The sequence below is a fragment of the Curtobacterium sp. VKM Ac-1376 genome (assembly GCF_015351025.1).
Lineage (GTDB): Bacteria > Actinomycetota > Actinomycetes > Actinomycetales > Microbacteriaceae > Curtobacterium.
Map to the genome: position 1 here is coordinate 73,168 of NZ_JADKRV010000003.1, position 26,498 is coordinate 99,665.

The 26,498-nt window shown below is 70.3% G+C and carries 28 protein-coding genes; 19 read left to right on the plus strand and 9 right to left on the minus strand.

Annotation, left to right across the window (positions count from 1 at the left end):
* The 4 genes from ITJ56_RS05195 to ITJ56_RS05210 all read right to left on the minus strand — a co-directional run bounded on the left by ITJ56_RS05195 (position 1) and on the right by ITJ56_RS05210 (position 3,709).
* Positions 1 to 1,248 (minus strand): hypothetical protein, encoded by a 1,248-nt coding sequence (locus tag ITJ56_RS05195; RefSeq protein WP_194628356.1) that lies wholly within the window; start codon positions 1,246 to 1,248, stop codon positions 1 to 3.
* A 120-nt stretch (positions 1,249 to 1,368) separates the two neighbouring features.
* Complete coding sequence (gene purB / locus ITJ56_RS05200) at positions 1,369 to 2,754, minus strand: adenylosuccinate lyase (protein ID WP_194628358.1); 1,386 nt, start codon at positions 2,752 to 2,754, stop codon at positions 1,369 to 1,371.
* Positions 2,751 to 3,263, minus strand: coding sequence for a low molecular weight protein-tyrosine-phosphatase (locus ITJ56_RS05205; RefSeq protein WP_194628360.1), 513 nt, complete (start codon positions 3,261 to 3,263; stop codon positions 2,751 to 2,753). The genes purB and ITJ56_RS05205 overlap by 4 nt, the downstream gene beginning before the upstream one ends.
* 47 nt (positions 3,264 to 3,310) lie before the next feature.
* The gene (locus ITJ56_RS05210) at positions 3,311 to 3,709 is read right to left on the minus strand and encodes a phage holin family protein (protein ID WP_194628362.1); all 399 of its coding nucleotides are present in this window, start codon (positions 3,707 to 3,709) and stop codon (positions 3,311 to 3,313) included.
* 61 nt (positions 3,710 to 3,770) lie between these two features.
* On the opposite strand from ITJ56_RS05210, the gene ITJ56_RS05215 reads away from it, so the two are divergent.
* From ITJ56_RS05215 to ITJ56_RS05235, 5 genes are all read left to right on the plus strand, one after another.
* Complete coding sequence (locus ITJ56_RS05215; protein ID WP_194628364.1) at positions 3,771 to 4,850, plus strand: histidinol-phosphate transaminase; 1,080 nt, start codon at positions 3,771 to 3,773, stop codon at positions 4,848 to 4,850.
* A gap of 23 nt (positions 4,851 to 4,873) precedes the next feature.
* Positions 4,874 to 6,010, plus strand: coding sequence for a thiamine pyrophosphate-dependent dehydrogenase E1 component subunit alpha (locus tag ITJ56_RS05220; protein ID WP_194628366.1), 1,137 nt, complete (start codon positions 4,874 to 4,876; stop codon positions 6,008 to 6,010).
* A gap of 86 nt (positions 6,011 to 6,096) precedes the next feature.
* The gene (locus tag ITJ56_RS05225) at positions 6,097 to 7,056 is read left to right on the plus strand and encodes an alpha-ketoacid dehydrogenase subunit beta (protein WP_194628913.1); all 960 of its coding nucleotides are present in this window, start codon (positions 6,097 to 6,099) and stop codon (positions 7,054 to 7,056) included.
* Between the two features lie 57 nt (positions 7,057 to 7,113).
* A complete protein-coding gene (locus ITJ56_RS05230; RefSeq protein WP_194628387.1) occupies positions 7,114 to 8,718 on the plus strand; it encodes a dihydrolipoamide acetyltransferase family protein in 1,605 nt (534 codons plus the stop codon).
* Positions 8,719 to 8,828: 110 nt separating this feature from the next.
* Positions 8,829 to 9,410: a GNAT family N-acetyltransferase gene (locus ITJ56_RS05235; protein ID WP_194628389.1), complete on the plus strand. Its 582-nt coding sequence runs from the start codon at positions 8,829 to 8,831 to the stop codon at positions 9,408 to 9,410.
* Positions 9,411 to 9,414: 4 nt separating this feature from the next.
* On the opposite strand, the gene ITJ56_RS05240 is transcribed toward ITJ56_RS05235, so the two are convergent.
* From ITJ56_RS05240 to ITJ56_RS05250, 3 genes are all read right to left on the minus strand, one after another.
* Complete coding sequence (locus tag ITJ56_RS05240; RefSeq protein ID WP_194628391.1) at positions 9,415 to 10,053, minus strand: ABC transporter ATP-binding protein; 639 nt, start codon at positions 10,051 to 10,053, stop codon at positions 9,415 to 9,417.
* The gene (locus ITJ56_RS05245) at positions 10,050 to 12,077 is read right to left on the minus strand and encodes a hypothetical protein (RefSeq protein WP_194628393.1); all 2,028 of its coding nucleotides are present in this window, start codon (positions 12,075 to 12,077) and stop codon (positions 10,050 to 10,052) included. The genes ITJ56_RS05240 and ITJ56_RS05245 overlap by 4 nt, the downstream gene beginning before the upstream one ends.
* Before the next feature lie 69 nt (positions 12,078 to 12,146).
* Complete coding sequence (locus ITJ56_RS05250) at positions 12,147 to 12,539, minus strand: lactococcin 972 family bacteriocin (protein WP_194628395.1); 393 nt, start codon at positions 12,537 to 12,539, stop codon at positions 12,147 to 12,149.
* Positions 12,540 to 12,704: 165 nt separating this feature from the next.
* Between ITJ56_RS05250 and ITJ56_RS05255 the strand changes: the two genes are divergently transcribed.
* Positions 12,705 to 13,481: a GntR family transcriptional regulator gene (locus tag ITJ56_RS05255; protein ID WP_228517221.1), complete on the plus strand. Its 777-nt coding sequence runs from the start codon at positions 12,705 to 12,707 to the stop codon at positions 13,479 to 13,481.
* Positions 13,482 to 13,557: 76 nt separating this feature from the next.
* Here ITJ56_RS05255 and ITJ56_RS05260 read toward each other — a convergent pair whose 3' ends face one another.
* Together ITJ56_RS05260 and ITJ56_RS05265 are read right to left on the minus strand one after the other, a co-directional pair.
* Positions 13,558 to 14,010, minus strand: a complete 453-nt coding sequence (locus ITJ56_RS05260; protein ID WP_194628397.1) for a PTS sugar transporter subunit IIA — start codon at positions 14,008 to 14,010, stop codon at positions 13,558 to 13,560.
* The gene (locus ITJ56_RS05265; protein ID WP_071293232.1) at positions 14,007 to 14,243 is read right to left on the minus strand and encodes a PTS transporter subunit EIIB; all 237 of its coding nucleotides are present in this window, start codon (positions 14,241 to 14,243) and stop codon (positions 14,007 to 14,009) included. Before ITJ56_RS05265 ends, ITJ56_RS05260 begins: the two co-directional genes overlap by 4 nt.
* A 178-nt stretch (positions 14,244 to 14,421) precedes the next feature.
* Between ITJ56_RS05265 and ITJ56_RS05270 the strand changes: the two genes are divergently transcribed.
* The 13 genes from ITJ56_RS05270 to ITJ56_RS05330 all read left to right on the plus strand — a co-directional run bounded on the left by ITJ56_RS05270 (position 14,422) and on the right by ITJ56_RS05330 (position 26,351).
* Positions 14,422 to 15,690: a PTS transporter subunit EIIC gene (locus ITJ56_RS05270; RefSeq protein WP_194628399.1), complete on the plus strand. Its 1,269-nt coding sequence runs from the start codon at positions 14,422 to 14,424 to the stop codon at positions 15,688 to 15,690.
* A gap of 127 nt (positions 15,691 to 15,817) precedes the next feature.
* On the plus strand, positions 15,818 to 16,729 hold the full coding sequence (locus tag ITJ56_RS05275) for a metal ABC transporter solute-binding protein, Zn/Mn family (protein ID WP_194628406.1): 912 nt from the start codon (positions 15,818 to 15,820) through the stop codon (positions 16,727 to 16,729).
* 47 nt (positions 16,730 to 16,776) lie between these two features.
* Entirely contained in the window at positions 16,777 to 17,637 is an 861-nt protein-coding gene (locus tag ITJ56_RS05280) for a metal ABC transporter ATP-binding protein (protein WP_194628918.1), read from the plus strand.
* Entirely contained in the window at positions 17,637 to 18,575 is a 939-nt protein-coding gene (locus ITJ56_RS05285; RefSeq protein WP_194628407.1) for a metal ABC transporter permease, read from the plus strand. Before ITJ56_RS05280 ends, ITJ56_RS05285 begins: the two co-directional genes overlap by 1 nt.
* On the plus strand, positions 18,572 to 18,997 hold the full coding sequence (locus ITJ56_RS05290) for a Fur family transcriptional regulator (protein WP_194628408.1): 426 nt from the start codon (positions 18,572 to 18,574) through the stop codon (positions 18,995 to 18,997). The genes ITJ56_RS05285 and ITJ56_RS05290 overlap by 4 nt, the downstream gene beginning before the upstream one ends.
* 10 nt (positions 18,998 to 19,007) lie before the next feature.
* The gene (locus ITJ56_RS05295; RefSeq protein ID WP_194628409.1) at positions 19,008 to 19,703 is read left to right on the plus strand and encodes an alpha/beta fold hydrolase; all 696 of its coding nucleotides are present in this window, start codon (positions 19,008 to 19,010) and stop codon (positions 19,701 to 19,703) included.
* A gap of 64 nt (positions 19,704 to 19,767) precedes the next feature.
* Positions 19,768 to 21,222: a lipase maturation factor family protein gene (locus ITJ56_RS05300; RefSeq protein WP_194628410.1), complete on the plus strand. Its 1,455-nt coding sequence runs from the start codon at positions 19,768 to 19,770 to the stop codon at positions 21,220 to 21,222.
* A gap of 322 nt (positions 21,223 to 21,544) precedes the next feature.
* Positions 21,545 to 21,781 carry a 50S ribosomal protein L28 gene (gene rpmB / locus ITJ56_RS05305; protein WP_194628411.1) on the plus strand — a complete coding sequence of 79 codons (237 nt, stop codon included), beginning with the start codon at positions 21,545 to 21,547 and terminating at the stop codon, positions 21,779 to 21,781.
* Positions 21,781 to 21,951, plus strand: a complete 171-nt coding sequence (gene rpmG / locus ITJ56_RS05310; protein ID WP_022903746.1) for a 50S ribosomal protein L33 — start codon at positions 21,781 to 21,783, stop codon at positions 21,949 to 21,951. Before rpmB ends, rpmG begins: the two co-directional genes overlap by 1 nt.
* A 2-nt stretch (positions 21,952 to 21,953) precedes the next feature.
* Positions 21,954 to 22,259 (plus strand): 30S ribosomal protein S14, encoded by a 306-nt coding sequence (rpsN, locus tag ITJ56_RS05315; RefSeq protein ID WP_017886455.1) that lies wholly within the window; start codon positions 21,954 to 21,956, stop codon positions 22,257 to 22,259.
* Between the two features lie 300 nt (positions 22,260 to 22,559).
* Positions 22,560 to 22,847, plus strand: a complete 288-nt coding sequence (locus tag ITJ56_RS05320) for an HU family DNA-binding protein (RefSeq protein WP_017886454.1) — start codon at positions 22,560 to 22,562, stop codon at positions 22,845 to 22,847.
* A 127-nt stretch (positions 22,848 to 22,974) separates the two neighbouring features.
* Positions 22,975 to 25,026, plus strand: coding sequence for a cytochrome c oxidase assembly protein (locus ITJ56_RS05325; RefSeq protein ID WP_194628412.1), 2,052 nt, complete (start codon positions 22,975 to 22,977; stop codon positions 25,024 to 25,026).
* Positions 25,023 to 26,351 (plus strand): ATP-dependent DNA helicase, encoded by a 1,329-nt coding sequence (locus ITJ56_RS05330; RefSeq protein WP_194628413.1) that lies wholly within the window; start codon positions 25,023 to 25,025, stop codon positions 26,349 to 26,351. The genes ITJ56_RS05325 and ITJ56_RS05330 overlap by 4 nt, the downstream gene beginning before the upstream one ends.
* The last annotated feature ends 147 nt before the right edge of the window (positions 26,352 to 26,498 follow it).

The window sequence follows — 26,498 nt, forward strand, 5'->3', positions numbered from 1 at the left end:
TCAGCCCGTGAAGGTCGCCGTTCCGGGCACCGGGACGGCGACCGGTGCGGTGCCGGCCTCGGCAGCATCCGCCGTGACGGTGAGCGTTGCCTGCGCGGCCTGTGCCGACGAGGCGCCGACGAGACCGACGGTGTACGTGCCGGCCGCGTTCACGAAGTCGGCGGGCAGGACGATGGTGCCGGAGACGTTGCCGTCCTCGTCAGCGCGGAACGCGACCTCGGGGATCTCCGTGCCCTGGGCTCCGGTGCCGACACCGGCGCCGACGACCTCGTTCGGGGCGAAGCCCGAACCCTGGATGCGCACGCCGGTGGTGGTGGCCTCGGTCAGGGTCGCCGACGGGGTCAGCAGCTCCGCGGCCGCGGTGGGCTGCGGTGTGAAGTACGTCGTGGTGTCGTCGACGCGCAGCGCGGAGATCGAGCCGCTGGCGTCGGCGGCGAGGGCCTGGGCGCTCGACTCGAGCGGCGAGGCGAGGCTCTTCAGCTCGGTGCCGGGCAGCGGGGTCTCGTCGGTCGGGGTCGGCGCGGGTGTGCCCTCGTCGGTCGGTGCCGTGGTCGGGTCGTCGGTCGGAGCCGGGGTCTCGGTCGGAGCCGGGGTCTCGGTCGGCTCGTCCGTCGCCGGCGGAGCGGTGATCTCGCCGGCGACGTCGATGCCGACGTAGACGACGTAGCCGACGACCTGGCCGTCGGCCTCCTCCAGGTCGGCGGCGAGCTCCGTGGTCGACTCGACGTCGCCCGTCGAGGGGTCGATCCAGTTGCTGGTGCCGTCGACGACACCGTCTCCGTTGGGTTCGTTCGTGGCGAAGACCACGGTCTGCGCGCTGGAGTCGTCGCCCTCCTGGATCGCGAGGCCGAAGCTCGTCGCCCCGGTCGTCGTGGTGCTGATGCCGGCGGCGAGCGCGGGGACGCTGCTGGGGCCAACCGGCTCGTTCAGACCGCGGACCAGCGCGACGGCTTCGCCCTCGGAAACCGACAGGCCGTCCTCGTCGAGCGTCGCGTGGTCGGTGATCGTGCCCCCGCTGCCCAGGTCGGACGCGTCGGCCCAGTACCACTGATCGGTCAGCGGGAAGGTGCCCTCGGGCGCCGCGGTGAAGTCAGCGGACGAGTCGGTCCAGGTGACGATGGCCGAAGCGGCGTCGACCTGGACGTTCGCGGTGGAGACGGTCGGGACGAGGGCGGCGGTGACGCCGAGCACGGTGGCGCCGACGGCGGCCGCGGTGATGCGAGAACGAAGCACGGTGTGGAGATCCATCCGGTCAGAGGACAGGGTGCATCCACTGTGACGCCCCCCGTGCTGAGATGTACTCAGCACGCCAAACCTATCGAGTCGTTCAGGTTTCCGCACCCCCGACCGCCGATCCGGCCGAGGCGATCAGACGTCGAGGTGGTCGACCAGCTCGTCGGCAAGGCCGGTGTAGGTCGCCGGCGTCAGGTTCGTCAGCCGCGCCTTGGCACCGTCCGAGATGTCCAGGTGGTTCACGAACACGATGAGGTCCTGCTGGCTCACGCGCTTGCCGCGGGTGAGTTCCTTGAGCATCGCGTAGGGGTCCTCGATGTTCGACTGCCCGGCGGTGACCTCGGCGCGGATCACCGTCTGGATGGCCTCGGCGAGCACCTCCCAGTTGTGGTCGAGGTCGTCGGCCAGCTTCGCCTCGTTCACCGCGATCTCGCCCAGGCCGCGGCGCAGGTTGTCGAGCGCGAGCAGCGAGTGCCCGAACGCGACGCCGATGTTCCGCTGCGTGGTGGAGTCGGTCAGGTCGCGCTGCAGTCGGCTCGTCACCAGGGTCTCGGACAGCGTCGAGAACAGCGCCGACGAGATCTCGAGGTTCGCCTCGGCGTTCTCGAACTTGATCGGGTTGATCTTGTGCGGCATCGTCGACGACCCGGTGGCACCGGCGACGGGGATCTGCGTGAAGTACCCCATCGAGATGTAGGTCCACACGTCGGTGGCCAGGTTGTGCAGGATCCGGTTGGCGTGGCGGACCCGGTCGTACAGCTCGGCCTGCCAGTCGTGCGACTCGATCTGTGTGGTGAGCGGGTTCCACGTCAGCCCGAGGCCCTCGACGAACTCGCGGGACAGCGCGGGCCAGTCGGCCTCGGGGTCCGCGGCGAGGTGCGCCGAGAACGTGCCGGTCGCACCGGAGAACTTGCCGAGGTACTCGCCGCCCTCGATCTGGGCGAGGACGCGCTCGAGTCGGTAGACGACGACCGCGAGCTCCTTGCCGAGCGTCGTGGGGGTCGCCGGCTGGCCGTGCGTGTGCGACAGCATCGGCACGCTCTTCAGCTCGACGGCGAGGGCGCGGAGCTTCTCGAGCACGGCGCGGAAGCCGGGGAGCCAGACCTGCTCGACGGTGTCCCGCACGGTGAGCGCGTAGGACAGGTTGTTGACGTCCTCGCTCGTGGCGGCGAAGTGGGTGAGCTCCGCGATGGCGTCGAGTCCGAGCTCCGACAGGCGGCGGCGCACGAAGTACTCGACGGCCTTGACGTCGTGGCGGGTCGTCGCCTCGATGTCGGCGAGCTCCGCGATCTGGTCCTGACCGAAGGTCTCGACGATCCGACGCAGGGCAGCCTTGTCGTCGACGCTGAGCGGCGAGGTGGTGAACATCGCGTGATCGGTCAGGAAGATGAGCCACTCGACCTCGACCACGATGCGCGCACGGTTGAGGCCGGCCTCGGAGAGGTGCTCGCCCACCGTGTGCACGATCGGGTAGTAGCGCCCGTCGAGCGGGCTGATCGGCTGCGGGGGAAGGGCGGTCATGGGGCTCCCTGACGGACTGCCGGCTCGAGCTGGTGGAAGAGCGCCCGGCAGGCTCGTTCGACGGTCGAGAGCACTCGGTCGAACTCGTGCCGGTCCGCGTAGTACGGGTCCGGCACGTCGGCCTGCTGGGGCCAGGCGTCGTCGTACCGCAGCAGGAGCGTCACCTTGGCGGAGTCGTCCATGGTCGGGGCCCACGAGCGCAGGATGCGTTCGTGGGAGCGGTCGAGTGCGACCACCAGGTCGAGGTCCGGGAACCGGTCCGGGTCGAACTGACGGGCGCGATGCCTGCTGCCATCGTATCCGCGTGCTGCGAGGGCTGCGATCGTGCGCTCGTCGGCCGGTTCACCGACGTGCCAGTCCCCGGTCCCGGCGGACTCCACCTGGAACCGGTCGGCGAGACCGGCGTCCGCGGCGATCTGCGCGAACACGACGCCGGCCATCGGGGAGCGGCAGATGTTGCCGCTGCAGACGAACGAGACGCGGAACGGGGCGTCGACGTCCTGTGTCATGAGCACATCATGACGCAGGGAGGGGTCGTCCGCGAGGTCCGCCCCGGTCACGCCCGCTGATGGCGCAGCACCGGTCGGGCGACGAGCCCGATCAGCCATGCGAAGACCGCGAGCACGAAGGCGCCGACGATGCCCCAGCCGAACGAGTCCACCTCGAGCCCGAAGCCGAAGGCCTCCGAGATGCCCGCGACGATGAGCAGCAGGATCGCGTTCACGACGAACGAGATGAGTCCGAGGGTCAGGATGTAGATCGGGAACGCCACGATCCGGATCAGCGTGCCGATCACCGCGTTCACGAGGCCGAACACGAACGCCACGAGCAGGAAGGTGAGGACGGTCGCGGTGGTCCCGCCGTCACCGAACGGGGTCACCGAGACGCCGCTGACGATGAGCGTGGTGAGCCAGAGCGCGACGGCGTTGACGACGAGGCGGACGAGGAATCGCATGCCCCCATGATGCCCTCGGTTCCCCTCGTGGGTGCCGAGTGCGTGCCGGTAGCCTGTGCGGGTGAGCGAGCAGCGTGTGCACATCCGGCCCGAGGTGGCCGTCCTCCCCGCGTACAAGCAGGGACGTCAGGCGGCCGACTCCGCCTTCAAGCTGTCGAGCAACGAGAACCCGTTCCCGCCGCTCCCGGGTGTGGTCGAGGCCGTGCAGGCGCAGACCTCGTACAACCGGTACCCCGACGCCACCGCCCTCGCCGTGCGTGCCGTCCTCGCCAACCGCTTCGGCCTGACCGCCGAGCAGGTGCACGTCGCCCCCGGCAGTGTCGCGATCCTGCACGAGCTCGCGCGTGCGACCTCCGGCCCCGGGGACGAGATCGTGTACGCCTGGCGCTCGTTCGAGGCGTACCCGGGGGTCGTCACGGTCGCCGGTGCCACCAGCGTGCAGGTGCCGAACCGGCCGGACGGCGGGCACGACCTCGACGCCATGGCCGCGGCCGTCACCGAGCGCACCCGCACGGTGATCGTCTGCTCGCCGAACAACCCGACCGGCCCGACCGTGACCGCCGCCGAGTTCGTGTCCTTCATGGCCGCGGTACCCGGATCCGTGCTGGTCGTGCTCGACGAGGCATACGCCGAGTTCGTGAGCGACGAGACGGCCGTCCACGGCGCCCCGCTGCTCGCGCAGTACCCGAACCTCGTCGTCCTCCGCACGTTCTCGAAGGCGTACGGGCTCGCGGGTCTCCGGGTCGGGTACGCCCTCGGCCCGGCGTACGTGCTCGACGCCGTCCGTGCCTGCGCCATCCCGCTGTCGGTGACCGCCCAGGGGCAGGCCGCCGCACTGGCCAGCCTGGAGCGTGAGGCCGAACTGCTCGAGCGCGTCTCCGAGATCGCGGCCCTGCGGGACCGGATCGCCGGAGAGCTCCGCGCCCAGGGCTGGGACGTCCCGGATGCCCAGGGCAACTTCCTCTGGCTGCCGACGGGGGAGCGGACGGTCGCCGCGGCCGCCGCCTTCGAGGACGCCGGCATCATCGTCCGGGCCTTCCCGCCGGAGGGCATCCGCATCTCGATCGGCGAACACGAGGCTGTGGAAACGCTCCTCGAAACGGCCCGCTCACTTGTGGGGGACCTCCAGGTGGCCGACTGATGGCTGGCGCTACGCTGGCCCGCATGTCATTCCGCGCCGCGGCTCCCGCGACGACCACCGTCCGGCTCCTCGACCCCGAGGGCCGGTTCGTGGAGACCGACGAGAACGCCGAGTTCGCCGCCGCTGCGCGAGCGATCCCGGACGAGACCCTGCTGGCGATGCACCGTCGCATGGTGCTCACCCGTCGGTTCGACCACGCCGGCCACAACCTGCAGCGCACGGGCCAGCTCGGCCTGTGGGTGCCCAGCCACGGGCAGGAAGCCGCACAGACCGGCTCCGCCTTCGCCCTGCGTGCCCAGGACCACGTGTTCCCGTCGTACCGCGAGCACGCCGTCACGATGCAGCGCGGTGTCGAGCCGATGGAGATCATCGCGATGTACCGCGGGCAGACCCACGGTGGGTGGGACCCGGACCAGCGCGGCAACACGCACATCTCCACCCTGGTGATCGGCTCGCAGACCCTGCACGCCACCGGCTACGCGCTCGGGCAGAAGCTCGACGGCGACGTCGGCACGGGTGACCCGGACCGCGACGCCTGCTCCATCGTCTACTTCGGCGACGGCGCCACCAGCCAGGGTGACGTGAACGAGGCCTTCGTCTTCTCCGCGTCCACCAAGGCGCCCGTCGTCTTCTTCCTGCAGAACAACCACTGGGCGATCTCCGTGCCCGTGTCGGTGCAGTCCCCGACACCACTCGTCGACCGCCCGCGCGGCTTCGGGATCCCGAGCGTCCTCATCGACGGCAACGACATCCTCGCCTCGTACACCGCGTCGGTCGTCGCGACCGAGCACGCCCGCAGCGGCAAGGGCCCGGCCTTCATCGAGGCCGACACCTACCGCATCGGTGCGCACACCAGCTCGGACGACCCGAGCCGGTACCGCGCCGACGGCGAGCTCGAGGAGTGGGTCCGTCGCGACCCGATCGTCCGGTCCGAGGCGTACCTGCGCTCGAAGGGCGTGACCGACGAGCAGTTCGCGGCGTTCGACGAAGAGGGCGAGGACATCGCCGCCGACGTCCGCCGTCGCACCGTCGCCCTCACGGCACCGTCCGTCGACGTGATGTTCGACAACGTGTACCGCGAGCCGCATCCGTTGATCACCGAGCAGAAGGCCTGGCTGGAGCAGTACGAGGCCGGCTTCGAAGGGGGCGCCCGCGCATGAGCACCACCGAGCAGCTCTTCGACTACACGCTCCGCGCCCACCCGGGCGCCGGCGAGGTCCCGAGCGACCCCACCCCGACCCTGCCGATGGCGAAGGCCCTGAACGCCGGGCTCGCCGCGGCGATGCAGGCGGACGACAAGGTCCTGCTGATGGGCGAGGACATCGGCCAGCTCGGCGGCGTCTTCCGCATCACCGAGGGCCTGCAGGACCGCTTCGGCCCGGAGCGCGTGCGGGACACCCCGCTCGCCGAGGCCGGCATCATCGGCACCGCGATCGGCCTCGCCCTGCGCGGTTACCGCCCGGTGGTCGAGATCCAGTTCGACGGCTTCGTGTGGCCCGGCTTCGACCAGATCACCTCGCAGCTCGCGAAGATGGCGAACCGCCTGCCGGCGCACATGTCGCTGCCGGTCGTCATCCGCATCCCCTACGGCGGCCACATCGGTGCCGTGGAGCACCACCAGGAGTCCCCGGAGGCGTACTTCGCGCACACCCCGGGCCTCCGCGTCGTCAGCCCGAGCACCCCGAACGACGCGTACTGGATGATCCAGGAGGCCATCGCGTCGAAGGACCCGGTGATCTTCCTCGAGCCGAAGTCGCGCTACTGGCCGAAGGGCGAGGTCGACCTCGTCGACGGCCACGTCCCGATGCACACCACGCGTGTCGCCCGCACCGGCACCGAGGTCACCCTCGTCGGCCACGGCGCCATGGTCGCGACGCTGATGCAGGCGGCGACCGTCGCCGAGTCCGAGGGCACCAGCTGCGAGGTCATCGACCTCCGCTCGATCTCCCCGATCGACTGGGAGCCGCTGCTCGCCTCGGTGCGCAAGACCGGCCGCCTGGTCATCGCACAAGAGGCGTCGGGCTTCGTCAGTGTCGGCAGCGAGATCGCCGCGACCGTCGCCGAGCGGGCGTTCTACACGATGCAGGCGCCGCCACTGCGGGTGTCCGGCTTCGACGTGCCGTTCCCGGTCTCGAAGCTCGAACACCTGCACCTGCCGGACGCCGACCGCATCCTCGAGGCCGTCGACCGCGCCCTCGCCTACTGACCCGTCCGACCGAGGACCCGTCCGACCGAGCTCGACCAGATCCGCGAAGGAGCCGTAGTGGCCGCCGCCGAATTCCCCCTGCCCGACGTGGGTGAAGGTCTCACCGAGGCCGAGATCGTGCAGTGGCGCGTCGCCATCGGGGACGAGATCGCCGTCGACCAGGTGCTCGTCGAGATCGAGACCGCGAAGTCGCTGGTCGAACTGCCGTCGCCGTTCGCCGGCACCGTCACGGGGCTGCTCGTGTCCGAGGGCGACACGGTCGAGGTCGGCAAGCCGATCATCCGGGTCGACTCGGACGCGTCGGTGGCGTCCGGCGCGGCCGTCGTACCCCCTGCAGGCCCGTCGGGAGGCCCGTCCCCCGTCACGGAGACCGCCCCGGTCTCGCCGGTGGTGGCGGCGACCCCGACGGCCCCCGCCGCATCGCCGGCTCCGGTCGCGCAGACCCCTCCCGCTCCCGCGGCTGCACCGGCACGTGCTGCTGCGCCCGCTCCGGTCGCGCCGGCTCCGTCCCCCGCCGCTGCACCGACTGCGCCGGTGCAGCCCGTCGCTGACGGCGCCTCCGTCGTCGGGACGGACGAGTCGTCCGGAGCCGTCCTCGTCGGGTACGGCTCGGCGACCTCGTCGCCGTCGCGTCGCAAGCCGGGTGCCCGCCGGGCTGCAGCGCTCGCGGCCGAGGCGAGCCGTGCCTCCAGTGTGGACGCCGCAGCAGCGGCCGAAGCTGCCGTCGACCCGGGCGAGGAGAGCACCGCCGAGGCGATCAGTGCTCTCGGCACGGGCTCCGCGCGCAAGCAGAGCACCGCGACGAACGTGCTGGCGAAGCCCCCGATCCGCAAGCTCGCCAAGGACCTCGGCGTCGAGCTGACCGCGATCGTCGCGACCGGCCTGGCCGGCGAGGTCACGCGCGACGACGTCATCCGGCACGCGAAGCAGGCGAGCGTCTTCCGCAACATCGAGACGCCCGAGTGGGGCGAGGTGCGCAGTGAGACGATCCCGGTCAAGGGCGTCCGCAAGGCCATCGCGACCGCCATGACCACCTCGGCGTTCACGGCACCGCACGTGTCGCTGTTCGTCGACGTCGACGCGACCCACACGATGGAGTTCGTCAAGCGGCTCAAGGCCTCGCCGACGTTCGCCGGGGTCAAGGTCTCGCCGCTGCTCATCGTCGCGAAGGCCGTCATCTGGGCCGTCCGCCGGAACCGTTCGGTGAACTCGACCTGGACCGACCGCGAGATCATCGTCCACCACTTCGTGAACCTCGGGATCGCCGCGGCGACCCCGCGCGGGCTCATCGTGCCGAACATCAAGGACGCGCAGGACATGTCGCTGCTCGAGCTGGCGCAGGCCCTCGAGGAGCTCACCCTGACCGCCCGTGACGGAAAGACCACTCCGAAGCAGATGGCGAACGGCACCGTGTCGATCACGAACATCGGCGTGTTCGGCATGGACACCGGCACCCCCATCCTCAACCCGGGAGAGGTCGCGATCGTCGCCATGGGCACGATCAAGCCGAAGCCGTGGGTCGTCGACGGCGAGGTCCGCTCGCGCATGGTGACGACCATCGGTGCCTCGTTCGACCACCGGGTCGTCGACGGTGACGTGGCGTCCCGCTTCGTGCACGACGTCGCCTCGGTGCTCGAGGAGCCCGCGCTCCTGCTCGACTAGTCGCCGCTCCCGTGCGGACTCCCTGCGGCTCTCCGCACGGAGTCCGCGCGATCCGGCGATCGTCGCGTGGTGTTCACGCGGATGTCGTGGGTCGGCGGCATGATCGGTGCATGGTCCACCAGCTCCTGACCCCCTCGCAGGAGATCCGAACGGATCGCCTCCTGCTCACCCCGCTGACCCCGGCCGACATCGACGACGTGCACGCGCTCTTCTCGGACGCCCGCACGTGGCAGCACCTGCCCACCGGTCGGCACGTGGCGCGGAGCTCGAGCGTGGACATGGTGCAGCGCAAGATCGGCGGTCGTGCACGGCACGGCCTCGGGTCCTGGGCGGTCCGGAACGCCTCCGACCACGCCTTCGTCGGCGTCGGTGGGGTCGACATGACCGCCGGTGGGGTCTGGAACCTCGGCTACCGCCTGGCGCCGGCCGCCTGGGGGCAGGGCTTCGCGTCCGAGATCGCCCTCGCGGCCGTCCGGGCTGCTGCCGAGACCGCTCCCGACGTACCGGTGACCGGGCGCGTGCTCACGAACAACCCCGCCTCCGCCGCGGTGCTCCGTCGTGCCGGACTCTCGCTGGTCTGGCAGGGGCCGCCCGCCGTGCAGAACCGTGCGGCCGCCGGGGTCGACGGACAGGTCTGGACGGATCGGCTGCTCTCCGACGAGCAGTTCGCCTGGCTCGTCGCCAACGCCTGACCCGTCAGCGAGCGGGTCCGCCGAGCGTGATGCTCCGTGCGGCGCGCAATTCGACCGATGACGAATGCGTCGCGATCAGGACGGCTGCTCCGTCAGCCGCCAGCTCGCCCAGCAGGTCGAGCACCATCGCCGCGTTGCCGTCGTCGAGGGCACTCGTCGGCTCGTCAGCGAGGATGACCGACGGACGCTTCACCAGGAGCCGCGCCATCGCGACGCGCTGCTGCTCGCCGCCGCTGAGTTCGTGGACCCGGTCGGTTCCGCGTCCGGCCAGACCGACCCGGTCCAGGGCCTCACCCGTCCGGATGCCTCGGTGTCTGCGCCGTCCGTCCGGCAGGCGAACCACGTCGACGTTCGACTGGACCGTCATGTCCGGCACCAACCCGAAGTCCTGGAACAGGTACCCGAGGTGGCGCCGCCGGATCAGTCGAGCCCGCCGCCCGTTCGAGCCCGCCGACTCTCCGTTGATCCGGATCGTGCCGCCGTCGAGCGCATCGATGTGCCCGATGCAGTCGAGCAGCGTCGACTTCCCGCAGCCGCTCGGCCCGACCAAGCCGACGATCTCTCCGCCCGCCACCTCGAACGACAGGTGTTGCCACAGCGCGCGGCCTCCGCGACGCTTCGATGCGTTCCGTACCTCGATCATCGTGATCCGCTCCCTCGGTTGCGTGCAGTGCTCCGCGCCGTGACGGCCATGACGACGAGGCTCGTGGCGCTCACCGCCGCGAGCGACACGAGTGCGAGCGCCCCGGCGACTCCGGCTGACAGCGCGACCGGGTCGAGCGCCGATCTGAGCCCGCTTCCGTCCGGGCGTTGCGACCACCAGGTGTTGACGACGGCGATGACGGAGATCGAGACCAGACCGGCTTCGATCGTCAGCAGGCCAGCATCGGTGCGGACGGGCGAGACGCCACTGGTGAACTTCGCGAACAGCGCACGGCCGTGCCGGCGTCGGTGCGCGATCGTGGCGACCATCCCGAGCATGACGCTGACGGCGAGGGTGCTGACCAGGGTGCCCGTCCCGATCGCCACTGTCGTCGCTGCGTGCTGTGCCTGTTCCGCCGCAGACTGACCCACCGCGACGACCGCGCTGAACTCGGCGCGGAGCCCCGACGCGCCGATCGACCGCTCGGCGGCAGCACGGGACGTGAAGACGACGTCTCCGGTGGACAACCACGATCCGAGTTCATCGGCCGAGAAGACGTCGACCGGTGTGGGGACGACCACGATCACGGCGTCGTCGAGCCACGCGCGCGACGATGCGTCGTCCGGGTACGCGTAGACCTGCTGGCGTGCCAGCGTGCCACCGGTGACGTGCTCGAGGAGAGCGTCGGGTGCATCCCGCAACTGCCATTCGGTCAAGCCCTCGACGAGCCGCTCGCGGGAGAGGTCACTGTCGGCAGGCATCCACACGGCGATCTCCGCGCCGTCGGTGGTGATGCGGGCCCCGTCCACGGAACGGACTGCCTGCAGATCGAGGTAGCCCTGGTCGACGAAGAGTGCAGGAACCGTGGACTTCCCTCTGCCGCTCGACACCTCGACCGCAGCGGCGAGGAACGCATCACGCCGCTCGAGCGCCCCGCCGGCGAAGTCACCGATGCGGTCCCAGTAGGCCTGCTCCTCGACCGGGCGGGGATCCGGGGTGACCCAGAGCTGGACGGTTTCGCCGGCCGCCCGCAGACTCCGTTCTGCCGTCCCCTGTCGCGCGGTGGTCACTGCCCCGGTCAGGTCGAAGACGGCCGCGACGAGCAACAGCAGCGCGGGCAACCGTGCGATCTGCGTGACGAGCAGGAGCGCGCCCGCTGGTCGAGCACCCCGCAGTGCGCCGGCCAACGGCTGTCGACACGCGACCACCGTGCCGATCGTGTGCGCGACGACGACCGGTACGAGCAGCCCCACGCAGAACACGGAGATCGCGGCGGCGAGGGTCGCCGCCGAAGCGAGCCCGTTGTAGAACCAGAGCCCGATGGCGGCGACGGGTACCCCGATGGCGGTGACGAGCATGGCGGTCCGGAGCTCAGCCAGCTCCTGGATGACGATGGCGGCTGTGGTGTCTCCGTGCAGTCGGCGGACTGCGCTGCGGCGAGGGGCCCCGACGGTCGTCATCAGGCAGAGCGCCACGCATCCCGAGACGAGTGCTCCGACCAGGGCCAGGGTCTGATCCAAACCGTCGGTGACGCCGATGCGTTGCAGGAGCGGCATGCGCTCCACGCTGACCTCGTACCCGGCGTCTGCCAGTGCGCTCACGACGGCTCGCCGAGCGTCGTCGTCCCCGAAGACCAAGTACGAGCCGGTCGAGTCGAACTGGTCGAGATCCGACATCGGACGGACGGTGGTGACCATCGACCTCGTGAAGTCCTCGTACCCGTCGAGGAGCCAACCGGCACCGCGGCTCGAGGGAGCGTCGGTGACGAGCGCCACGCGGCGCGTCGTCGGAGCTGCGCGGTCCGCCACCACCCGGGCGATCGTCGCGTGCTCGGCCTCGGCGACCTGCTCGAGTGCGATCGCGACACGCTGGTTCGACCTGGTCTCAGCACCGGCGGCAGCGGTCACCACGGACGAGGCGCCCACGATGCCGGCTTCGCTGACCTGCACCAGGCCGATGAAGCCCAGGACGGAAGCCAGGAGGGGTGGGACGAAGTAGGCGAGCGTCACCGATCGGATGTTCATGGTCCCCCTTGCGGCGAGCGTGAGCGTGAGCGTGAGCGGACGGTCGACCGGGACCGCCCGCTCCCGGTCTCAGCAGTTGTGGTAGTACGCCTTGTTGCCGCTGCGCGCCTTCGGTGTCATCGCCATCGCGTACCGGCCGCCTGGCACGTCCGTGACGCGCTTCGACTTCTTGCCGACCGCGGTCGCGCCGTGGCACCGCTTCTCGCGGAAGTAGTTCGACCAGGTGTCGTCCTTGCCGACGCCCCACTGCCAGAAGCTCCCGCCCCCGCCGTCGTTGTTGGTGCCGATGCCGCTGGTCTCACCGCTCGCACTTGCGCCGGAAGCAGCGACGGCCACTCCGCCGGCTTCCGACCCTGATCCCATGACCTCGAACTGCGCAGCTGATGCCGCCGTCGCAGTGCCCGTGATCAGGCCGACGGTGAGACCGAGGCCGACGAGCATCTTCGTTCTGGACTTGTGCATGACTGTTTCCTCCCATGTGCCCGCCGATGAGGCTCGACCGATCGTGGCAGCGGTGCATCACTGATGTCAAGAATGTGAAATGCATGTTCCATTGCGACGGGAGTGAGCGACGTTGGTCTTCCCGGGCTGACTCGCTACTGTGATGGGAACTGGTCATGTCCGCGCATGACCACCGCCCAGGACCAGCAACGGAGCACGAGGGACGCCATGACGAGCCGCATCACCGAGGGTGCCGAACCCAAGCACCAGCAGCTGCGGCGCATCCTGCTCGACCTCGTCACGAAGCGCCTCGCCCCGGGTGCGGCGATCCCGTCCGAACGCCAGCTCATCACCGAGTACGGCGTCTCGCGGATCACCGTGCGGGAAGCCCTCGGGCAACTGGTCAACGAGGGCTACCTGGAGCGCGTCCGCGGCAAGGGCACCTTCGTGGCGCACCGGCCCGTGCAGTCGACGCTGCACCTCGCCTCGTTCACCGAGGAGATGCGGGCGATGGGGCACGAGCCGACCACCGTCGTGCTCGTGCGCGAGGAGCGGGTGCCGCCGGCCGACACCGCCGCGGCGTTGCGCATCGACCCGGACGTGCCGGCCTTCCACGTGAAGCGCCTGCGGATGGCCGACGGCGCCCCGGTGTCGATCGACGACGCCTGGCTCGTGGCCGACGCGTTCCCGGGCCTGCTCGACCACGACCTGTCCGGTTCGGTGTACTCGATCATCGCAACGGAGTACGGCACCCCGATCGACCGCGCGCAGCAGACCGTCGCGGCGAACCCCGCTGCCGACGACGTGGCGACGCTGCTCGGCACGAAGACCGGCGCACCCGTGCTCGAGTTCGACCGGGTGTCGTACGCGGGGGAGCGCCCCGTGGAGCACACCCGCAGCTGGTACCGCTCGGACCGCTACCGGGTGCAGATGGAGGTCACCGCGACCCCGGCGGTCGCGTAGCCCCATCCGGAACGCGAAAGCGACTGCGTGCCGCGAACAGTTCGCAGCACACAGTCGCTTCGGCGAGGAAGAGTCCCTAGACCTCGTACAGGGTGTCGCCGTCGAGCACCGTGGTGCCGACCGCGCCCTGGTCGACGCTGTCCGCCGTCGAGCCGAGTACGACGACCGGGCAGATCGGCGAGTAGCCGGCGGCGGAGATGGCGGAGGGGGTGAAGCGCACCACGGGGTCACCGGCGGTGACGGTGGCGCCCTCCGCAGCGAGGAGCTCGAAGCCCTCGCCCGCGAGCTTCACGGTGTCGATGCCGACGTGCACCAGGATGTCCGTGCCCGCGGCGCCCTGCAGCGCGAACGCGTGCGGGTGGAGCTTCACGATGGTGCCGTCGACCGGGGCCACCGCGGTGACCGCGCCCTCGACGCCCGTCGGGTCGACCGCGACACCGGCGCCGACGAGCTGCCCGGCGAACACCGGGTCGGGCACGTCGGCGAGCGCGACGACCGGGCCGGCGAACGGGGTGCGGACGGCGGTCACAGTTCGTCCTGGATGTCCTGCGCGAGGTTGTCGGCGATGGTGCCGACGATGACCTGCCACCCGGTGCCGCCACCGACGACGGCCTGGGCCCCGGCGGCCTGCAGCGCGGCCTTGTCGACCAGGTCCCCGTCCTCGACCTCGACGCGGAGGCGCGTGATGCAGCCCTCGACCTCTTCGATGTTGTCGGCACCGCCGAGCGCGGCGATGATGTCGGCTGCCTTGATGTCGGCCATCGTTTCCTCCTCGTTAAGGGTTTTCGAACCAGGTTGACACCGGACCGGTCTCGGTTCAGACTACGGAACTGGTCATGACCGGACAGGACCGGACCTGGCGACACCGCCGAGGTTACCTGCGCTGGCTGCACGACTCAACTCACCCCGACAGCTCCACCCAATGACGAGAGGAACTCCGATGAGCGCCACCACTGCCGCGGACGTGCCGGAGAAGAAGAAGCCGAAGAAGCAGTCCAGGCTCTTCGCGAACGCCCAGCGACTCGGCCGGAGCCTCCTCCTGCCGATCGCCGTGATGCCCGCCGCGGGCATCCTGCTCCGGCTCGGTCAGTCCGACATGCTCGGTGCCATCCCAGGGTTCGAGAAGGGTGCGACCATCGTCGCCGCCGCCGGCAACGGCGTCTTCACCTGGTTGCCGCTGCTCTTCGCGGTCGGCATCGCGATCGGCTGGGCGAAGAAGTCGGACGGCACCACCGCGCTCGCGGCCGTCGTCGGGTACATGGTCATGTACCAGGTCTTCGCGGCCATGTCCCCGATCGTCCTCGACGGCGTCAAGGACGCGAACGGCGGCCAGGCGGTGATCAACTTCGGTGTCCTCGGCGGCATCGTGATGGGTCTCGTCTCGGCCGTCATGTGGGAGAAGTTCCACCGGACGAAGATGCCCGATTTCCTCGGCTTCTTCTCCGGTCGTCGTCTCGTCCCGATCCTGACGGCCGTCGCCGGTCTCGTCATCGCGGTCCTGATGTCGTTCGTCTACCGCTACTTCGACATCGCGCTGACGGCAGCCGGCACCGCCGTTGCCGACAACGCCGTCATCGGCGGTGGCATCTTCGGGTTCGTCAACCGCATGCTCATCCCGATCGGCCTGCACCAGCTGCTCAACTTCTTCCCGTGGTTCCAGCTCGGCAGCTTCACCGGCGCGGACGGCGTGACCTACCACGGCGACATCGCGCGCTTCCTCGCCGGCGACCCGACCGCCGGCATCTTCCAGACCGGCTTCTTCCCGATCATGATGTTCGCGCTGCCCGCCGGTGCCCTCGCGATCTGGCGCAACGCCAAGCCGCAGAACCGCAAGCTCGTCGGCGGCATCATGATCTCCGCTGCGCTCACCTCGTTCGTCACGGGCATCACCGAGCCGCTCGAGTACTCGTTCATGTTCGTGGCGTTCCCGCTGTACGTCATCCACGCGGTCCTCACGGGCACCTCGCTCGCCCTCGTCAACGCCCTCGGGATCCACGACGGCTTCTCGTTCTCGGCCGGCGCGATCGACTACGTGCTGAACTTCGGCAAGGCGGACGGCGCGATCTGGCTCATCCCGATCGGCCTCGGCTACGCGGTGGTCTACTACTTCCTGTTCAGTTTCGTGATCAAGAAGTGGAACCTCCGCACGCCCGGGCGTGAAGAGGACACGATCGCCGAGAACACGATCGACGCGGCCACGAAGCCGTAGCCGCGAGCGTCGCCAGACGGGAGGCCCGGTGCCAGCTGGCACCGGGCCTCCCGTCGGTTTCCCGGTCGCGCTGAGGGCCCTCGTAGCGGTTTTGACAATCGTTATCAGTAGGCGCTAGCGTCGGGGCATGCGCAACCGCCTCCTCGCCCTCCCGCTCGTCGCCGGCGCCGCCGCGCTCGCCCTGACCGGGTGCGCGACCTCATCCGCCTCCGGAGAGGCCAGCAGCGACGGCACGATCAAGGTCGTCGCCTCCACGAACGTCTACGGCTCGATCGTCGAGACCATCGGCGGCGATGCCGTCTCGGTCACGAGCATCTTGGATGACCCCTCGCAGGACCCGCACTCGTTCGAATCGAGTGCCCGCACGCAGCTCGCCGTGTCGAAGGCCGACCTGCTCATCGAGAACGGTGGCGGCTACGACGACTTCATGACGACGCTCGCCGACGCCTCGGACACCAAGGCCGACACCATCAACGTCGTCAAGCTCTCCGGGTTGGACAAGGGCGGGGACACCGAGTTCAACGAGCACGTCTTCTACAGCTACCCGACCATGGTGAAGCTGGTCGACGAGGTCACGAAGGAGCTCAGCGCGCTGGACGAGGGCAGCCAGGACGCGTTCGAGGAGAACGCGGACGCGCTCACGACGAAGCTCGAGGACCTCAAGTCCCAGACCGACGCGGTCAAGCAGCAGGACGCGGGCGACAAGGTCGCGTACACCGAGCCCGTGCCCGGGTACCTCTTCGACGCGATGGGCCTCGAGAACGAGACGCCCGACGCCTTCTCCGAGGCGATCGAGGAGGACGACGACGTCCCGCCGGCAGCACTCCGGGACACCCTCGCGCTCTTCACGAGCGGGGGCGTCAGGCTCCTCGCCTACAACGACCAGACCTCCAGCCCCGAGACCGAGCAGGTCCAGAAGGCCGCCGAAGAGAACGACGTCCCGGTCGTCGGTGTCACGGAAACGCTCCCCGAGGGGCAGGATTACGTCTCGTGGCAGCAGGCGAACATCGACGCGGTGAAGGCAGCGCTCCAGAAGTGACGACCTCGACCGCACCAGCGGCGACCCGCGGCCCGGCGACCACCTCGGTGGACGACCGGGCTGCGGCTCGTCCGGTCCTCGCGCTGCGCGACGCCGGGCTGTCCTACGGCGAACGGAAGCTCTGGGCGGACCTCGACCTGGACCTCGCGCCGGGGGAGTTCGTCGCGGTCCTCGGGCCGAACGGTGCCGGCAAGACCTCGCTGCTGCGCACCGTGCTCGGCCAGCAGCGTCTGACGAGTGGCACGATGTCGTTCCTCGGGCAGCCCGTGCACCGCGGACACCGGAAGATCGGGTACATCCCGCAGCAGCGCCTGATGGAAGCGGGCACGCCCCTCCGCGCGCGGGACATGGTCGCCCAGGGCGTGACCGGACACCGCTGGGGCATCCGCCCGACGTCGAAGGCGGACCGTGCCCGCGTCGACCGGGTGCTCGACGAGGTCGGGGCGACGGCGTTCGCGGACGCCCCCGTCGCGGAGCTGTCCGGCGGTGAGCAGCAGCGCACGCGCGTCGGCCAGGCCATCGCCGCCGACCCCGCGCTCCTGCTCTGCGACGAGCCGCTCATCTCGCTCGACCTGCGGCACCAGCGCGGGATCACCGAGCTCATCGACCGCCAGCGTCGCGAACACGACGCCGCCGTCCTCTTCGTCACGCACGACGTGAACCCGATCCTCGACGTCGTCGATCGGGTGCTCTACATCGCCGGCGGACGGTTCCGGATCGGTTCCCCGGACGAGGTCCTGCGAGCCGACGTGCTGAGCGACCTGTACGGCACCGCCGTCGACGTCGTGCGGACCATGGGCCGGATCGTCATCGTCGGCGCGAACGACACTCACGACCACACGGGCGAGCACCACCACCCGGGCGAGGTCGACCCGCACGCCCCCGGGCCGGACGAAGGGCGGCTCTGATGGACCTGCTGTCGACCGTCTTCTCGTTCCAGGACTACGGCGAGCTGCTCGTGCTCGTGCAGAACTCGATCTGGGCCGGTGCCGTGCTCGGGATCGTCGGCGGGCTCATCGGCCCGTTCGTCGTCGCCCGGAACATGCCGTTCGCGGTGCACGGCATCTCGGAGCTCTCGTTCGCCGGGGCGAGTGCGTCGCTGCTGCTCGGGGTGAACGTCGTGTCCGGCTCACTCGTGGGCTCGGTCATCGCAGCGCTGCTCATCGGCGTGCTCGGCTCGCGGGCGCGGGAGCGCAACTCGATCATCGCCGTCCTGATGCCGTTCGGGCTCGGGATCGGCATCCTCTGCCTCGCGCTCTACAAGGGCCGTGCGGCGAACAAGTTCGGGCTGCTCACCGGGCAGATCGTCTCGATCGACAACCCGCAGCTGACGTTCCTCATCGTCGTGGCGGCGATCGTCGTCGCGACGCTCCTGGTCATCTGGCGCCCGCTGATGTTCGCGTCGGTCGACCCGGACGTCGCGGCCGCGGCCGGCATCCCCGTGCGCACGCTCGCGATCGTCTTCATGCTCGTGCTCGGACTGGCGACCGCGGTGTCGGTGCAGATCGTCGGCGCGCTGCTCGTGCTGTCGCTGCTCGTGACGCCGGCGGCGGCGGCTCTGCGCCTCAGCTCGCACCCGGTCGTCGTGCCGGTGCTCTCGACGCTGTTCGCCGTGACGTCGGTCGTCGGTGGCATCCTGCTCGCACTGGGTGGCGGCCTACCGATCAGCCCGTACGTGACGACGATCTCGTTCGCGATCTGGGTGGTCTGCCGGATCATCGGGTCGCGACGCGACAAGCGGGGACGCAACCGCGTCGCCGGCCGGAACCAGCGTGGCGGGGGCGAGCCGGGCCTCCAGGCGGGGACGACGTCGACAGCCGGTCGGAAGGAAGAGGTGTCAGCATGAACGCCGTGCAGAAGACCAAGCGGAACACGTGGCAGCGCGAAGCGGTGCGCGGGGCACTCGACTCCACCGAGGGGTTCGTCAGCGCGCAGGCGCTGCACCAGCACCTGCGCGACGAGGGTTCGACGATCGGCCTGGCGACCGTGTACCGGGCGCTCGCCGACCTGGCGACGGAGGGCGACGCCGACTCGCTGCAGCAGGACGGCGAATCGCTGTACCGGGCGTGCACGACGGACACGCACCACCACCACCTGATCTGCCGGAACTGCGGCAGGACCGTCGAGATCGAGGCCGACCCGGTCGAGCAGTGGGCGCAGGACGTCGCGGCGGCGAACGGCTTCACGAACGCCAGCCACGTCGTCGACATCTTCGGCGAGTGCGCGGTCTGCACCGCCGCCCGCACGACGGCCGCCACGGACGAGTAACCTGCGCGGCATGCACGTCATCCTGGTCCCCGGGTTCTGGCTCGACGCGAGCGCGTGGGACGACGTCGCCCCGGTGCTCCGCGAAGCCGGACACTCGGTGCAGGCGGTCACGCGTGACGGCGACACGCTCGACGAGCAGGTCGCCGCGCTCGTCGGGGTCCTCGACGACGTCGCGTCGGCCGACGAACCCGTCGTCCTCGCTGGACACTCGGGTGCCGGGCCGATGGCGTACATGGCCGCCGACCAGCGCCCGTCGCTCGTCGCGCACCTGCTCTACGTCGACACGTTCCCCGGTCCGGAGGGTGGGTGCGTCAACGACGAACTGCCCGTGGTGGACGGCGTCGTGCCGCTGCCGGCGTGGGGCATCTGGGAACCCGCCACCGTGCGGGGCATGACGCCTTCGTTGCGCCAGGCCGTCGAGCACCGGGCGATCCCGGAGCCGGCGGCGGTGCCGTCGGACCGGTTCCACTACACCGACGCGGCGCGGCACGCGATCCCGGCGACGATCATCACGTGTGAGATCCCGGCGACCGAGCTGCTCGCGATGGTGGCGGACCACCAGGCCTGGGCAGCCGAACTCGTCGCGACCGAGGAACTGTCCATCGTCGGGCTCGAGACGGGGCACTGGCCGATGTTCACGGCACCGCGGCAGCTCGGCGAGCTGATGGTGCAGGCACTGACCCCGAAGCCGACGCAGGCGCCGTAGCCGGGGCAGGCGCCCTCGCCGACCCCGAATCGGGTTGCAGCGCGGCCCGCGTAGCGTCCCGCCCGTGGATCTCGCAGCGTGGACCCAGTGGGCGGGCGCGTCCGACTACGACGTCGCCCGGTTCGTCCTGCAGCGCGGCGTCGCGGCGATCGCCTGCCTGGCGTTCCTCTCCGCCCTCGCCCAGTTCCCGGCGCTCGTCGGCGAACGCGGGCTGCTACCGGTGCCCCGCTTCATGGAACACCCGTACGCCCGTCGGCTCCCCGTGGTCTGGCGGTGGTGGCGGTACACCGACCGGCGGTTCCGGCTGCTCGCCGCCGGGGGAGCGGTGGTGTCCTTCGCCCTCGTCGTCGGGCTGCCGCAGCGGTTCGGCTGGTGGGTGCCGATGCTCTGCTTCCTGCTGCTCTGGCTCGCGTACCTGTCGATCTCCGACGTCGGGCAGACGTTCTGGGCGTTCGGGTGGGAGTCGCTCCTGGTCGAGGCGCTGTTCACCGTCGCGTTCCTCGGGGCCGACGACGTCGCGCCGCCGATCGTCGTGCTCATCGGGCTGCGCTGGCTCGTGTTCCGGCTCGAGTTCGGTGCGGGGATGATCAAGATGCGCGGCGACCGCTCGTGGCGGGACCTGACGGCCCTCTACTACCACCACGAGACGCAGCCGATGCCGAACCCGGTGTCGCGGACGGCGCACCTGCTGCCCCGACCCGTGCACCGGCTCGAGACCCTCGGCAGCCACGTCGTGCAGCTCGTCGTGCCGTTCTTCCTCTTCGCACCGCAGCCCGTGGCGTCGATCGCGGCCGCACTCGTCCTGCTCACCCAGCTCTGGCTCGTCGTGTCCGGCAACTTCGCCTGGCTCAACTGGATCACGCTCGTCCTGACGTTCGCCGCGATCGACGACCGGTCCGTGGCGGCGGTGCTGCCCTGGCTGCACGAGCGCGTCGAGGCGGGACCGAGCGACACCCCGGTCTCCTTCGTGGCCGTGACCGTCGTCGTCGGACTGCTGCTCGCGTGGCTGTCCTGGCCGGCCGCGAAGAACCTGGTGTCCCGGCGGCAGCTCATGAACGCCTCGTTCAACCGGTGGCACCTCGCCAACGCGTACGGGGCCTTCGGCAGCGTGACGCAGCAGCGCGACGAGGTGATCGTGGAGGGGACGCTCGCCGAGTACCCCGACGAGGACGACTGGCAGCCGTACGAGTTCCGCGGCAAGCCGGGCGACCCGAAACGGCGGCCGGGGCAGTTCGCGCCGTACCACCTGCGGCTCGACTGGCTGATGTGGTTCCTGGCCCTCGGCGCCGACGATGGGTGGTTCCGGGTCTTCGTCCTCCGCCTGCTCGAGGCCGACCGGCCCACGCTGCGGCTGCTCGCCCGTGACCCGTTCGACGGGGAGCCGCCGCGGTGGGTCCGGGCTCGGATGTTCCACTACCGGTTCGCCACCCGGGCCGAGCGGCGGGAAACGGGGCTGTACTGGATCCGGCGGGAGCGGTACCTGCTCATGGCCCCGGTGGGGCTTCCGCGGGGGCGGTGATCGCGACCACGCGCCCGCGGGAGCAGCCCGCCCGGCTGCGCCGCGCCTCCAGGCCTGGAGGCGCGGCTTGCGACACGCCCGGTCGTCGCGTAACGTGGACCCCTGGTTCTCCGCGTCCGCGCGGCGGACCCGTTGTTCCAAGCCCTCCGACCGTCGCGAACGCCGCGGTCGCGCGGTGTCCGTCTCCTCTTCGACAGGGGCTGCGGACCTGGGCGGTTCGCACAACCCCCTCGCACGGTCACTCCGGTGGACGCGCGCGTGCGCACCAGGCAAGTGAACTTGGGTGCGGCCGTCCGGTCGCACGGTACCTCAGGAGGAAACCATGGCAGCAGTGTGCCAGGTGACCGGCGCCGTTCCCGGCTTCGGTCACAACATCTCGCACTCGCACCGCCGGACGAAGCGCCGCTTCGACCCGAACGTGCAGAAGAAGACGTACTACGTGCCCTCGCTTCGTCGTAACGTCACGCTCACGCTCAGCGCGAAGGGCATCAAGGTGATCGACGCACGTGGCATCGAGTCCGTCGTCAAGGACGTCCTCGCCCGTGGGGAGAAGATCTGATGGCGAAAAAGGGTCAGGACATCCGTCCGATCATCAAGCTCCGCTCGACGGCGGGCACCGGGTTCACCTACGTGACCAAGAAGAACCGTCGGAACAACCCCGACCGACTCGTGCTGAAGAAGTACGACCCGGTGGTCCGCAAGCACGTCGACTTCCGTGAGGAGCGCTAAGCATGGCGAAGAAGAGCAAGATCGCGAAGAACAACCAGCGTGCCGTCATCATCGCGCGCTACGCCGAGCGTCGCCTCGAGCTGAAGAAGGCCCTCGTGGACCCGAACGGCACCGACGAGTCGCGTGAGGCCGCCCGCGTGGGCCTGCAGAAGCTGCCCCGCGACGCATCGCCCATCCGGTACCGCAACCGCGACGCCATCGACGGTCGCCCCCGTGGCCACCTCGGTGAGTTCGGCATCAGCCGTGTCCGCTTCCGCGACATGGCCCACCGCGGCGAGCTCCCCGGCATCACGAAGAGCTCCTGGTAAGCACTCGCAGTACCCGACGCCCCGTCACCTCTCGGTGGCGGGGCGTTCGCTGTGTTCGGGGTACATAGACGCTTCATTCGTCACATCTGTCCCTCCAGTACCCCTCTGGCGCCCCTCCGGTACCCCGACAAGCCCGGAAATCCGGGCGAGTCGGCAGGTTTCGCTCCCTGCGGCTGGTAGGTTCAACTCCGGTTCCGCCGGGCCCTCGGCCCACTGGCACCGTGGCACGGGGCACCCGCTCCGGGCGCCGGACGACACGTGCGTCCGACCGATACTGCAAGAAGTCCGAGGAGGACATCCATGGCTGACAAGTCACTGAACCGCACCGAGCTCGTCGCTGCCGTCGCCGCTGAGTCCGGCCAGAGCCAGGCCACCGTCAACGGCGTCGTCGACGCGCTCTTCAGCGTCGTCTCGTCGTCCGTCGCGGACGGCACGAAGGTCACGATCCCCGGTTGGATCGCCTTCGAGAAGACGCACCGCGCCGCCCGCACCGGCCGCAACCCGCAGACGGGTGACGCCATCGAGATCGCCGCGAGCGACTCGGTCAAGGTCAGCGCCGGCTCGAAGCTCAAGGCTGCGGTCAAGTAAGACCGTTCCACGCACCGAGAGGGACGGCTTCGGCCGTCCCTTTCGTCGTTCCCGGGAGGCCCGTGCCGGTTTCCACAGATCGGCCCGCCCGGTCGATGCCCGGGTGGGCAGCGCCTAGGCTTGACGGGTGAATCGGATCGCGCGCATCGCCGGTCCCGCCGTGCTCCTGCTCGTCGGGTTCCTGGCCCTGCTGACGGCGCTCGTCATCGGTGGCGGGGCGAACCCTGCGCTCATCGCCGACCCGGGTCCCGTCGTCCGTTTCGGCCTGCCGATCGCCCGACTCGTCGTCGACCTGTCCGCCGCGGCCACCATCGGCGGTCTCGCCCTGGCGACCGTCGGGCTCTCCCGCTCCGGCCCCGAGTGGAACCGCGCGATCGACGTCGCCGCCGGGGCCAGTGGCGTCTGGACGGTCTCGTCCGCCGTCGCCACGTTCTGCACGTTCCTCAGCGTCGCCGGGTCGCGCATCAGCATCGACGAGCAGTTCGGGCAGTCGATGGGGGTCTTCCTGACCGGCACCGAGCTGGGGCTCGCCTGGCTCGTGACCGTCCTCGTCGCCGCAGCCGTCACGGTGCTCTGCTTCGCCGTCCGGTCGCGGGGCATGGTCGCCCTGACCGCAGGGGTGTCGATGATCGGTCTGATCCCGCTCGCGCAGCAGGGCCACGCCGCCGGCACCGCCAGCCACGACGCCGCCGTGACCGCGCTCGGTCTGCACCTGGTCGGCGCCGCGCTCTGGGTCGGCGGGCTCGTCATGCTCGTACTGCTGCGCGGGGTGCTCCCCGTCGACCGGTTGGCAGCCGTCGTCGCCCGCTACTCGAGCATCGCGCTCGGCTGCTTCGTGCTCGTGGCCGTGTCGGGCGTGGCGTCGGCGCAGATCCGCATCGGGGCACTGTCGAACCTGTTCACCCCGTACGGCGCGCTCGTCCTGGTCAAGATCGGCGCGATCGTCGCCATGGGCGTCCTCGGTGCGGTGCAGCGTCGTCGGGCCATCCGCGCCCTGACGACCTCGCCCGGGCGGCAGCGTCCGTTCTGGGCACTGATCGTGGTCGAGCTCGCCGTCATGGGCGTGGCGTCCGGGTTCGCAGCGGCGCTGGGACGGACGGCGACCCCGGTCGACCAGCTCGCTCTGAGCAAGACCACCGATCCGAGCCCGGCCGAACTGCTCACCGACGACCTGCTGCCGCACGCTCCCGGAGCCTGGGGTTGGCTGACGCAGTGGAACGTCGACCTGTTCTGGGTGATGGCCGCCGTGCTCCTCGCCGCGACCTACGCCGCCGGGGTCCTCCGTCTGCGCCGTCGTGGCGAGCACTGGCCGGTTCGGCGGTCGGTGGCTGCCGCGATCGCGATCGTGTCGCTGGTCGTCGCGACCTCCGGCTCACTGCACCAGTACGACCGGTTCCTGATCTCGGCGAACGTCGGCGCCCACGTGCTGCTCGGTCTGGTCGTGCCCGCCCTGGTCTGGGCCGCCGCACCCGTGGCACTCGTCCGCGCCGCCGTGCACCCCCGTGACGACGACAGCACGGGGGTGCGGGAGTGGACCGACATCGTCGTCGACCACCCGAGCGTCCGGTACCTGGTGCAACCGTTCCCGGCGTTCCTGCTCGCAGCAGCGATCTGGTGGACGTTCTACGCCACCGATGCCGTGCGGTGGTCGGTGAGCGACCCGACCGGTCGCACCGTCAGCGACGTCGTGTTCCTGCTGGTCGGGCTGCTGGCGATGCCGACCCTGTTCACACCGATCGCTGCGGGACAGCGCCGTCCGACGACGGCCGCGGCGCTCGTCCGCATCGCCGGGGCCGTCGTGATCGCCGCCGGCGCGGTGTCACTCGGGGTCGCCATGCGCGGGCCGCTCGGGTTGCTGCAGGCCTCGTGGTTCGGGGCGATGGGGCGGACGTGGGGGCCTGACCCGGTCGTCGACCAATCGCGTGCGGGCCTGGTACTGGTGGCCGCGGGCGTGCTGCTCCTGGTGGCAGTGGCTGGCGTCGTGCTCGTTCGGCTGCGGTACGACGGGGCCGCTTCCGACAGCGTGGAGTCCGACCGCGGGGCCGGCATCGGTGTTGCGGACGCCGGTGGCGCTGTCCTCGCCGGTCGTGCCGACCGTTCCGGGCGTGCTGACGACGACGTGGACTTCGACGACGGCAGCGACGACCGTGGACCGTCGCCCGCGGTGGACGCCCGATGAGCATCGAGCTGAGCGACGAGCAGCGCGCTGTCTTCGAGTACATCGAGCACACCCGCGACCACGTCTTCATCACCGGGCGGGCCGGCACCGGCAAGTCGACGCTGCTGAACCACCTGGCGTGGAACACCGAGAAGCAGGTCGTCATCTGCGCCCCGACCGGCGTCGCCGCGCTGAACGTCGGCGGGCAGACGATCCACTCGCTGTTCCGGCTGCCGATCGGCCTCATCGCCGACGCCGAGCTGCGCCAGGGTCCCGACACCCGCAAGCTCCTCAACACCATCGACACCCTGGTCATCGACGAGGTCTCGATGGTCAACGCCGACCTGCTGGACGGCATGGACCGGTCGCTCCGCAAGGCTCGCGGGCGGCAGTTCGAGGCGTTCGGCGGCGTGCAGGTCGTGATGTTCGGCGACCCGTACCAGCTCCCCCCGGTGCCGGGCGACGCGGACGAGCGCGCCTACTTCACCGATCACTACCGATCGATGTGGTTCTTCGACGCCAAGGTGTGGCTCGAGGCCGAGCTCAACATCATCGAGCTCGCCACCGTCCACCGCCAGCGGGACGACGCCTTCGCCGCCATGCTCACCGCTGTCCGTCACGGACGGGTGACCGCTGAGATCGCAGGGCAACTGAACACCGCTGGAGCGCGGCCGGCTCCGGACGACGCCATCACCCTGGCGACCCGGAACGACACCGTCGCGCGGATCAACAAGGCGGCGCTCGAGCGGCTGCCCGGCAAGGTGAAGACCGCGAAGGCCGATGTGCACGGCGACTTCGGCGGGCGGAACTTCCCGGCCGACGAAGCACTCGAACTGAAGCCCGGCGCCCACGTGATGTTCCTGCGCAACGACGCCGACCAGCGCTGGGTGAACGGCACGCTCGGTGTCGTGACGGCCATCCGGGACACCGTGTGGGTGGACGTCGACGGGGAGTCGTTCGAGGTCCAGCCGTCCGTGTGGGAGAAGTTCAAGTACTCGTACGACGCCGACAAGAAGGAACTCAAGAAGGACACCGTCGGAGAGTTCCAGCAGTTCCCGCTCCGGCTCGCCTGGGCCGTGACCATCCACAAGTCGCAGGGCAGCACGTACGACCGGGCCGTGGTGGACCTCGGCAATCGCGTGTTCAGCGCCGGGCAGACCTACGTCGCGCTGTCGCGGCTGACCTCGCTCGAGGGGTTGTTCCTCACCCGCCCGCTCCGACCGCAGGACATCATCGTCGACCTGGACGTCCGGCGTTTCATGTCCGAGGCTCCGCGCATCGTCGCGACCGAGCTCGAGTCCCCGAAGCCGAAGCCCGAGCCCGAGCCCGAGCCCGACGCCGACTGACGGCTGCGGCCGTCGACTCGCCGCCCCCCCCGCCCTGCCCCCCCGCCCGCCCCCCGCAGTCGCGCGAACTGCCGTTGCGACGCCCATCGGCCGACAGTTCCTGCGACCTCAGCGTCGGGCGTGCGGCGTGTCCTGTTACCTCGGGCA

Bases quoted from the DNA above. Each gene is read 5' to 3' on its own strand.
- ITJ56_RS05290 (WP_194628408.1), top strand. From the start codon at position 18,572: ATGAACGCCGTGCAGAAGACCAAGCGGAACACGTGGCAGCGCGAAGCG.
- ITJ56_RS05270 (WP_194628399.1), top strand. From the start codon at position 14,422: ATGAGCGCCACCACTGCCGCGGACGTGCCGGAGAAGAAGAAGCCGAAG.
- ITJ56_RS05210 (WP_194628362.1), bottom strand. From the start codon at position 3,709: ATGCGATTCCTCGTCCGCCTCGTCGTCAACGCCGTCGCGCTCTGGCTC.
- ITJ56_RS05205 (WP_194628360.1), bottom strand. From the start codon at position 3,263: ATGACACAGGACGTCGACGCCCCGTTCCGCGTCTCGTTCGTCTGCAGC.
- rpmG (WP_022903746.1), top strand. From the start codon at position 21,781: ATGGCGAAAAAGGGTCAGGACATCCGTCCGATCATCAAGCTCCGCTCG.
- rpsN (WP_017886455.1), top strand. From the start codon at position 21,954: ATGGCGAAGAAGAGCAAGATCGCGAAGAACAACCAGCGTGCCGTCATC.
- ITJ56_RS05285 (WP_194628407.1), top strand. From the start codon at position 17,637: ATGGACCTGCTGTCGACCGTCTTCTCGTTCCAGGACTACGGCGAGCTG.
- ITJ56_RS05275 (WP_194628406.1), top strand. From the start codon at position 15,818: ATGCGCAACCGCCTCCTCGCCCTCCCGCTCGTCGCCGGCGCCGCCGCG.
- ITJ56_RS05235 (WP_194628389.1), top strand. From the start codon at position 8,829: ATGGTCCACCAGCTCCTGACCCCCTCGCAGGAGATCCGAACGGATCGC.
- ITJ56_RS05255 (WP_228517221.1), top strand. From the start codon at position 12,705: ATGACCACCGCCCAGGACCAGCAACGGAGCACGAGGGACGCCATGACG.
- ITJ56_RS05245 (WP_194628393.1), bottom strand. From the start codon at position 12,077: ATGAACATCCGATCGGTGACGCTCGCCTACTTCGTCCCACCCCTCCTG.
- ITJ56_RS05295 (WP_194628409.1), top strand. From the start codon at position 19,008: ATGCACGTCATCCTGGTCCCCGGGTTCTGGCTCGACGCGAGCGCGTGG.
- ITJ56_RS05320 (WP_017886454.1), top strand. From the start codon at position 22,560: ATGGCTGACAAGTCACTGAACCGCACCGAGCTCGTCGCTGCCGTCGCC.
- ITJ56_RS05330 (WP_194628413.1), top strand. From the start codon at position 25,023: ATGAGCATCGAGCTGAGCGACGAGCAGCGCGCTGTCTTCGAGTACATC.
- ITJ56_RS05265 (WP_071293232.1), bottom strand. From the start codon at position 14,243: ATGGCCGACATCAAGGCAGCCGACATCATCGCCGCGCTCGGCGGTGCC.
- purB (WP_194628358.1), bottom strand. From the start codon at position 2,754: ATGACCGCCCTTCCCCCGCAGCCGATCAGCCCGCTCGACGGGCGCTAC.
- ITJ56_RS05220 (WP_194628366.1), top strand. From the start codon at position 4,874: ATGTCATTCCGCGCCGCGGCTCCCGCGACGACCACCGTCCGGCTCCTC.
- ITJ56_RS05195 (WP_194628356.1), bottom strand. From the start codon at position 1,248: ATGGATCTCCACACCGTGCTTCGTTCTCGCATCACCGCGGCCGCCGTC.
- ITJ56_RS05240 (WP_194628391.1), bottom strand. From the start codon at position 10,053: ATGATCGAGGTACGGAACGCATCGAAGCGTCGCGGAGGCCGCGCGCTG.
- ITJ56_RS05225 (WP_194628913.1), top strand. From the start codon at position 6,097: ATGGCGAAGGCCCTGAACGCCGGGCTCGCCGCGGCGATGCAGGCGGAC.
- rpmB (WP_194628411.1), top strand. From the start codon at position 21,545: ATGGCAGCAGTGTGCCAGGTGACCGGCGCCGTTCCCGGCTTCGGTCAC.
- ITJ56_RS05250 (WP_194628395.1), bottom strand. From the start codon at position 12,539: ATGCACAAGTCCAGAACGAAGATGCTCGTCGGCCTCGGTCTCACCGTC.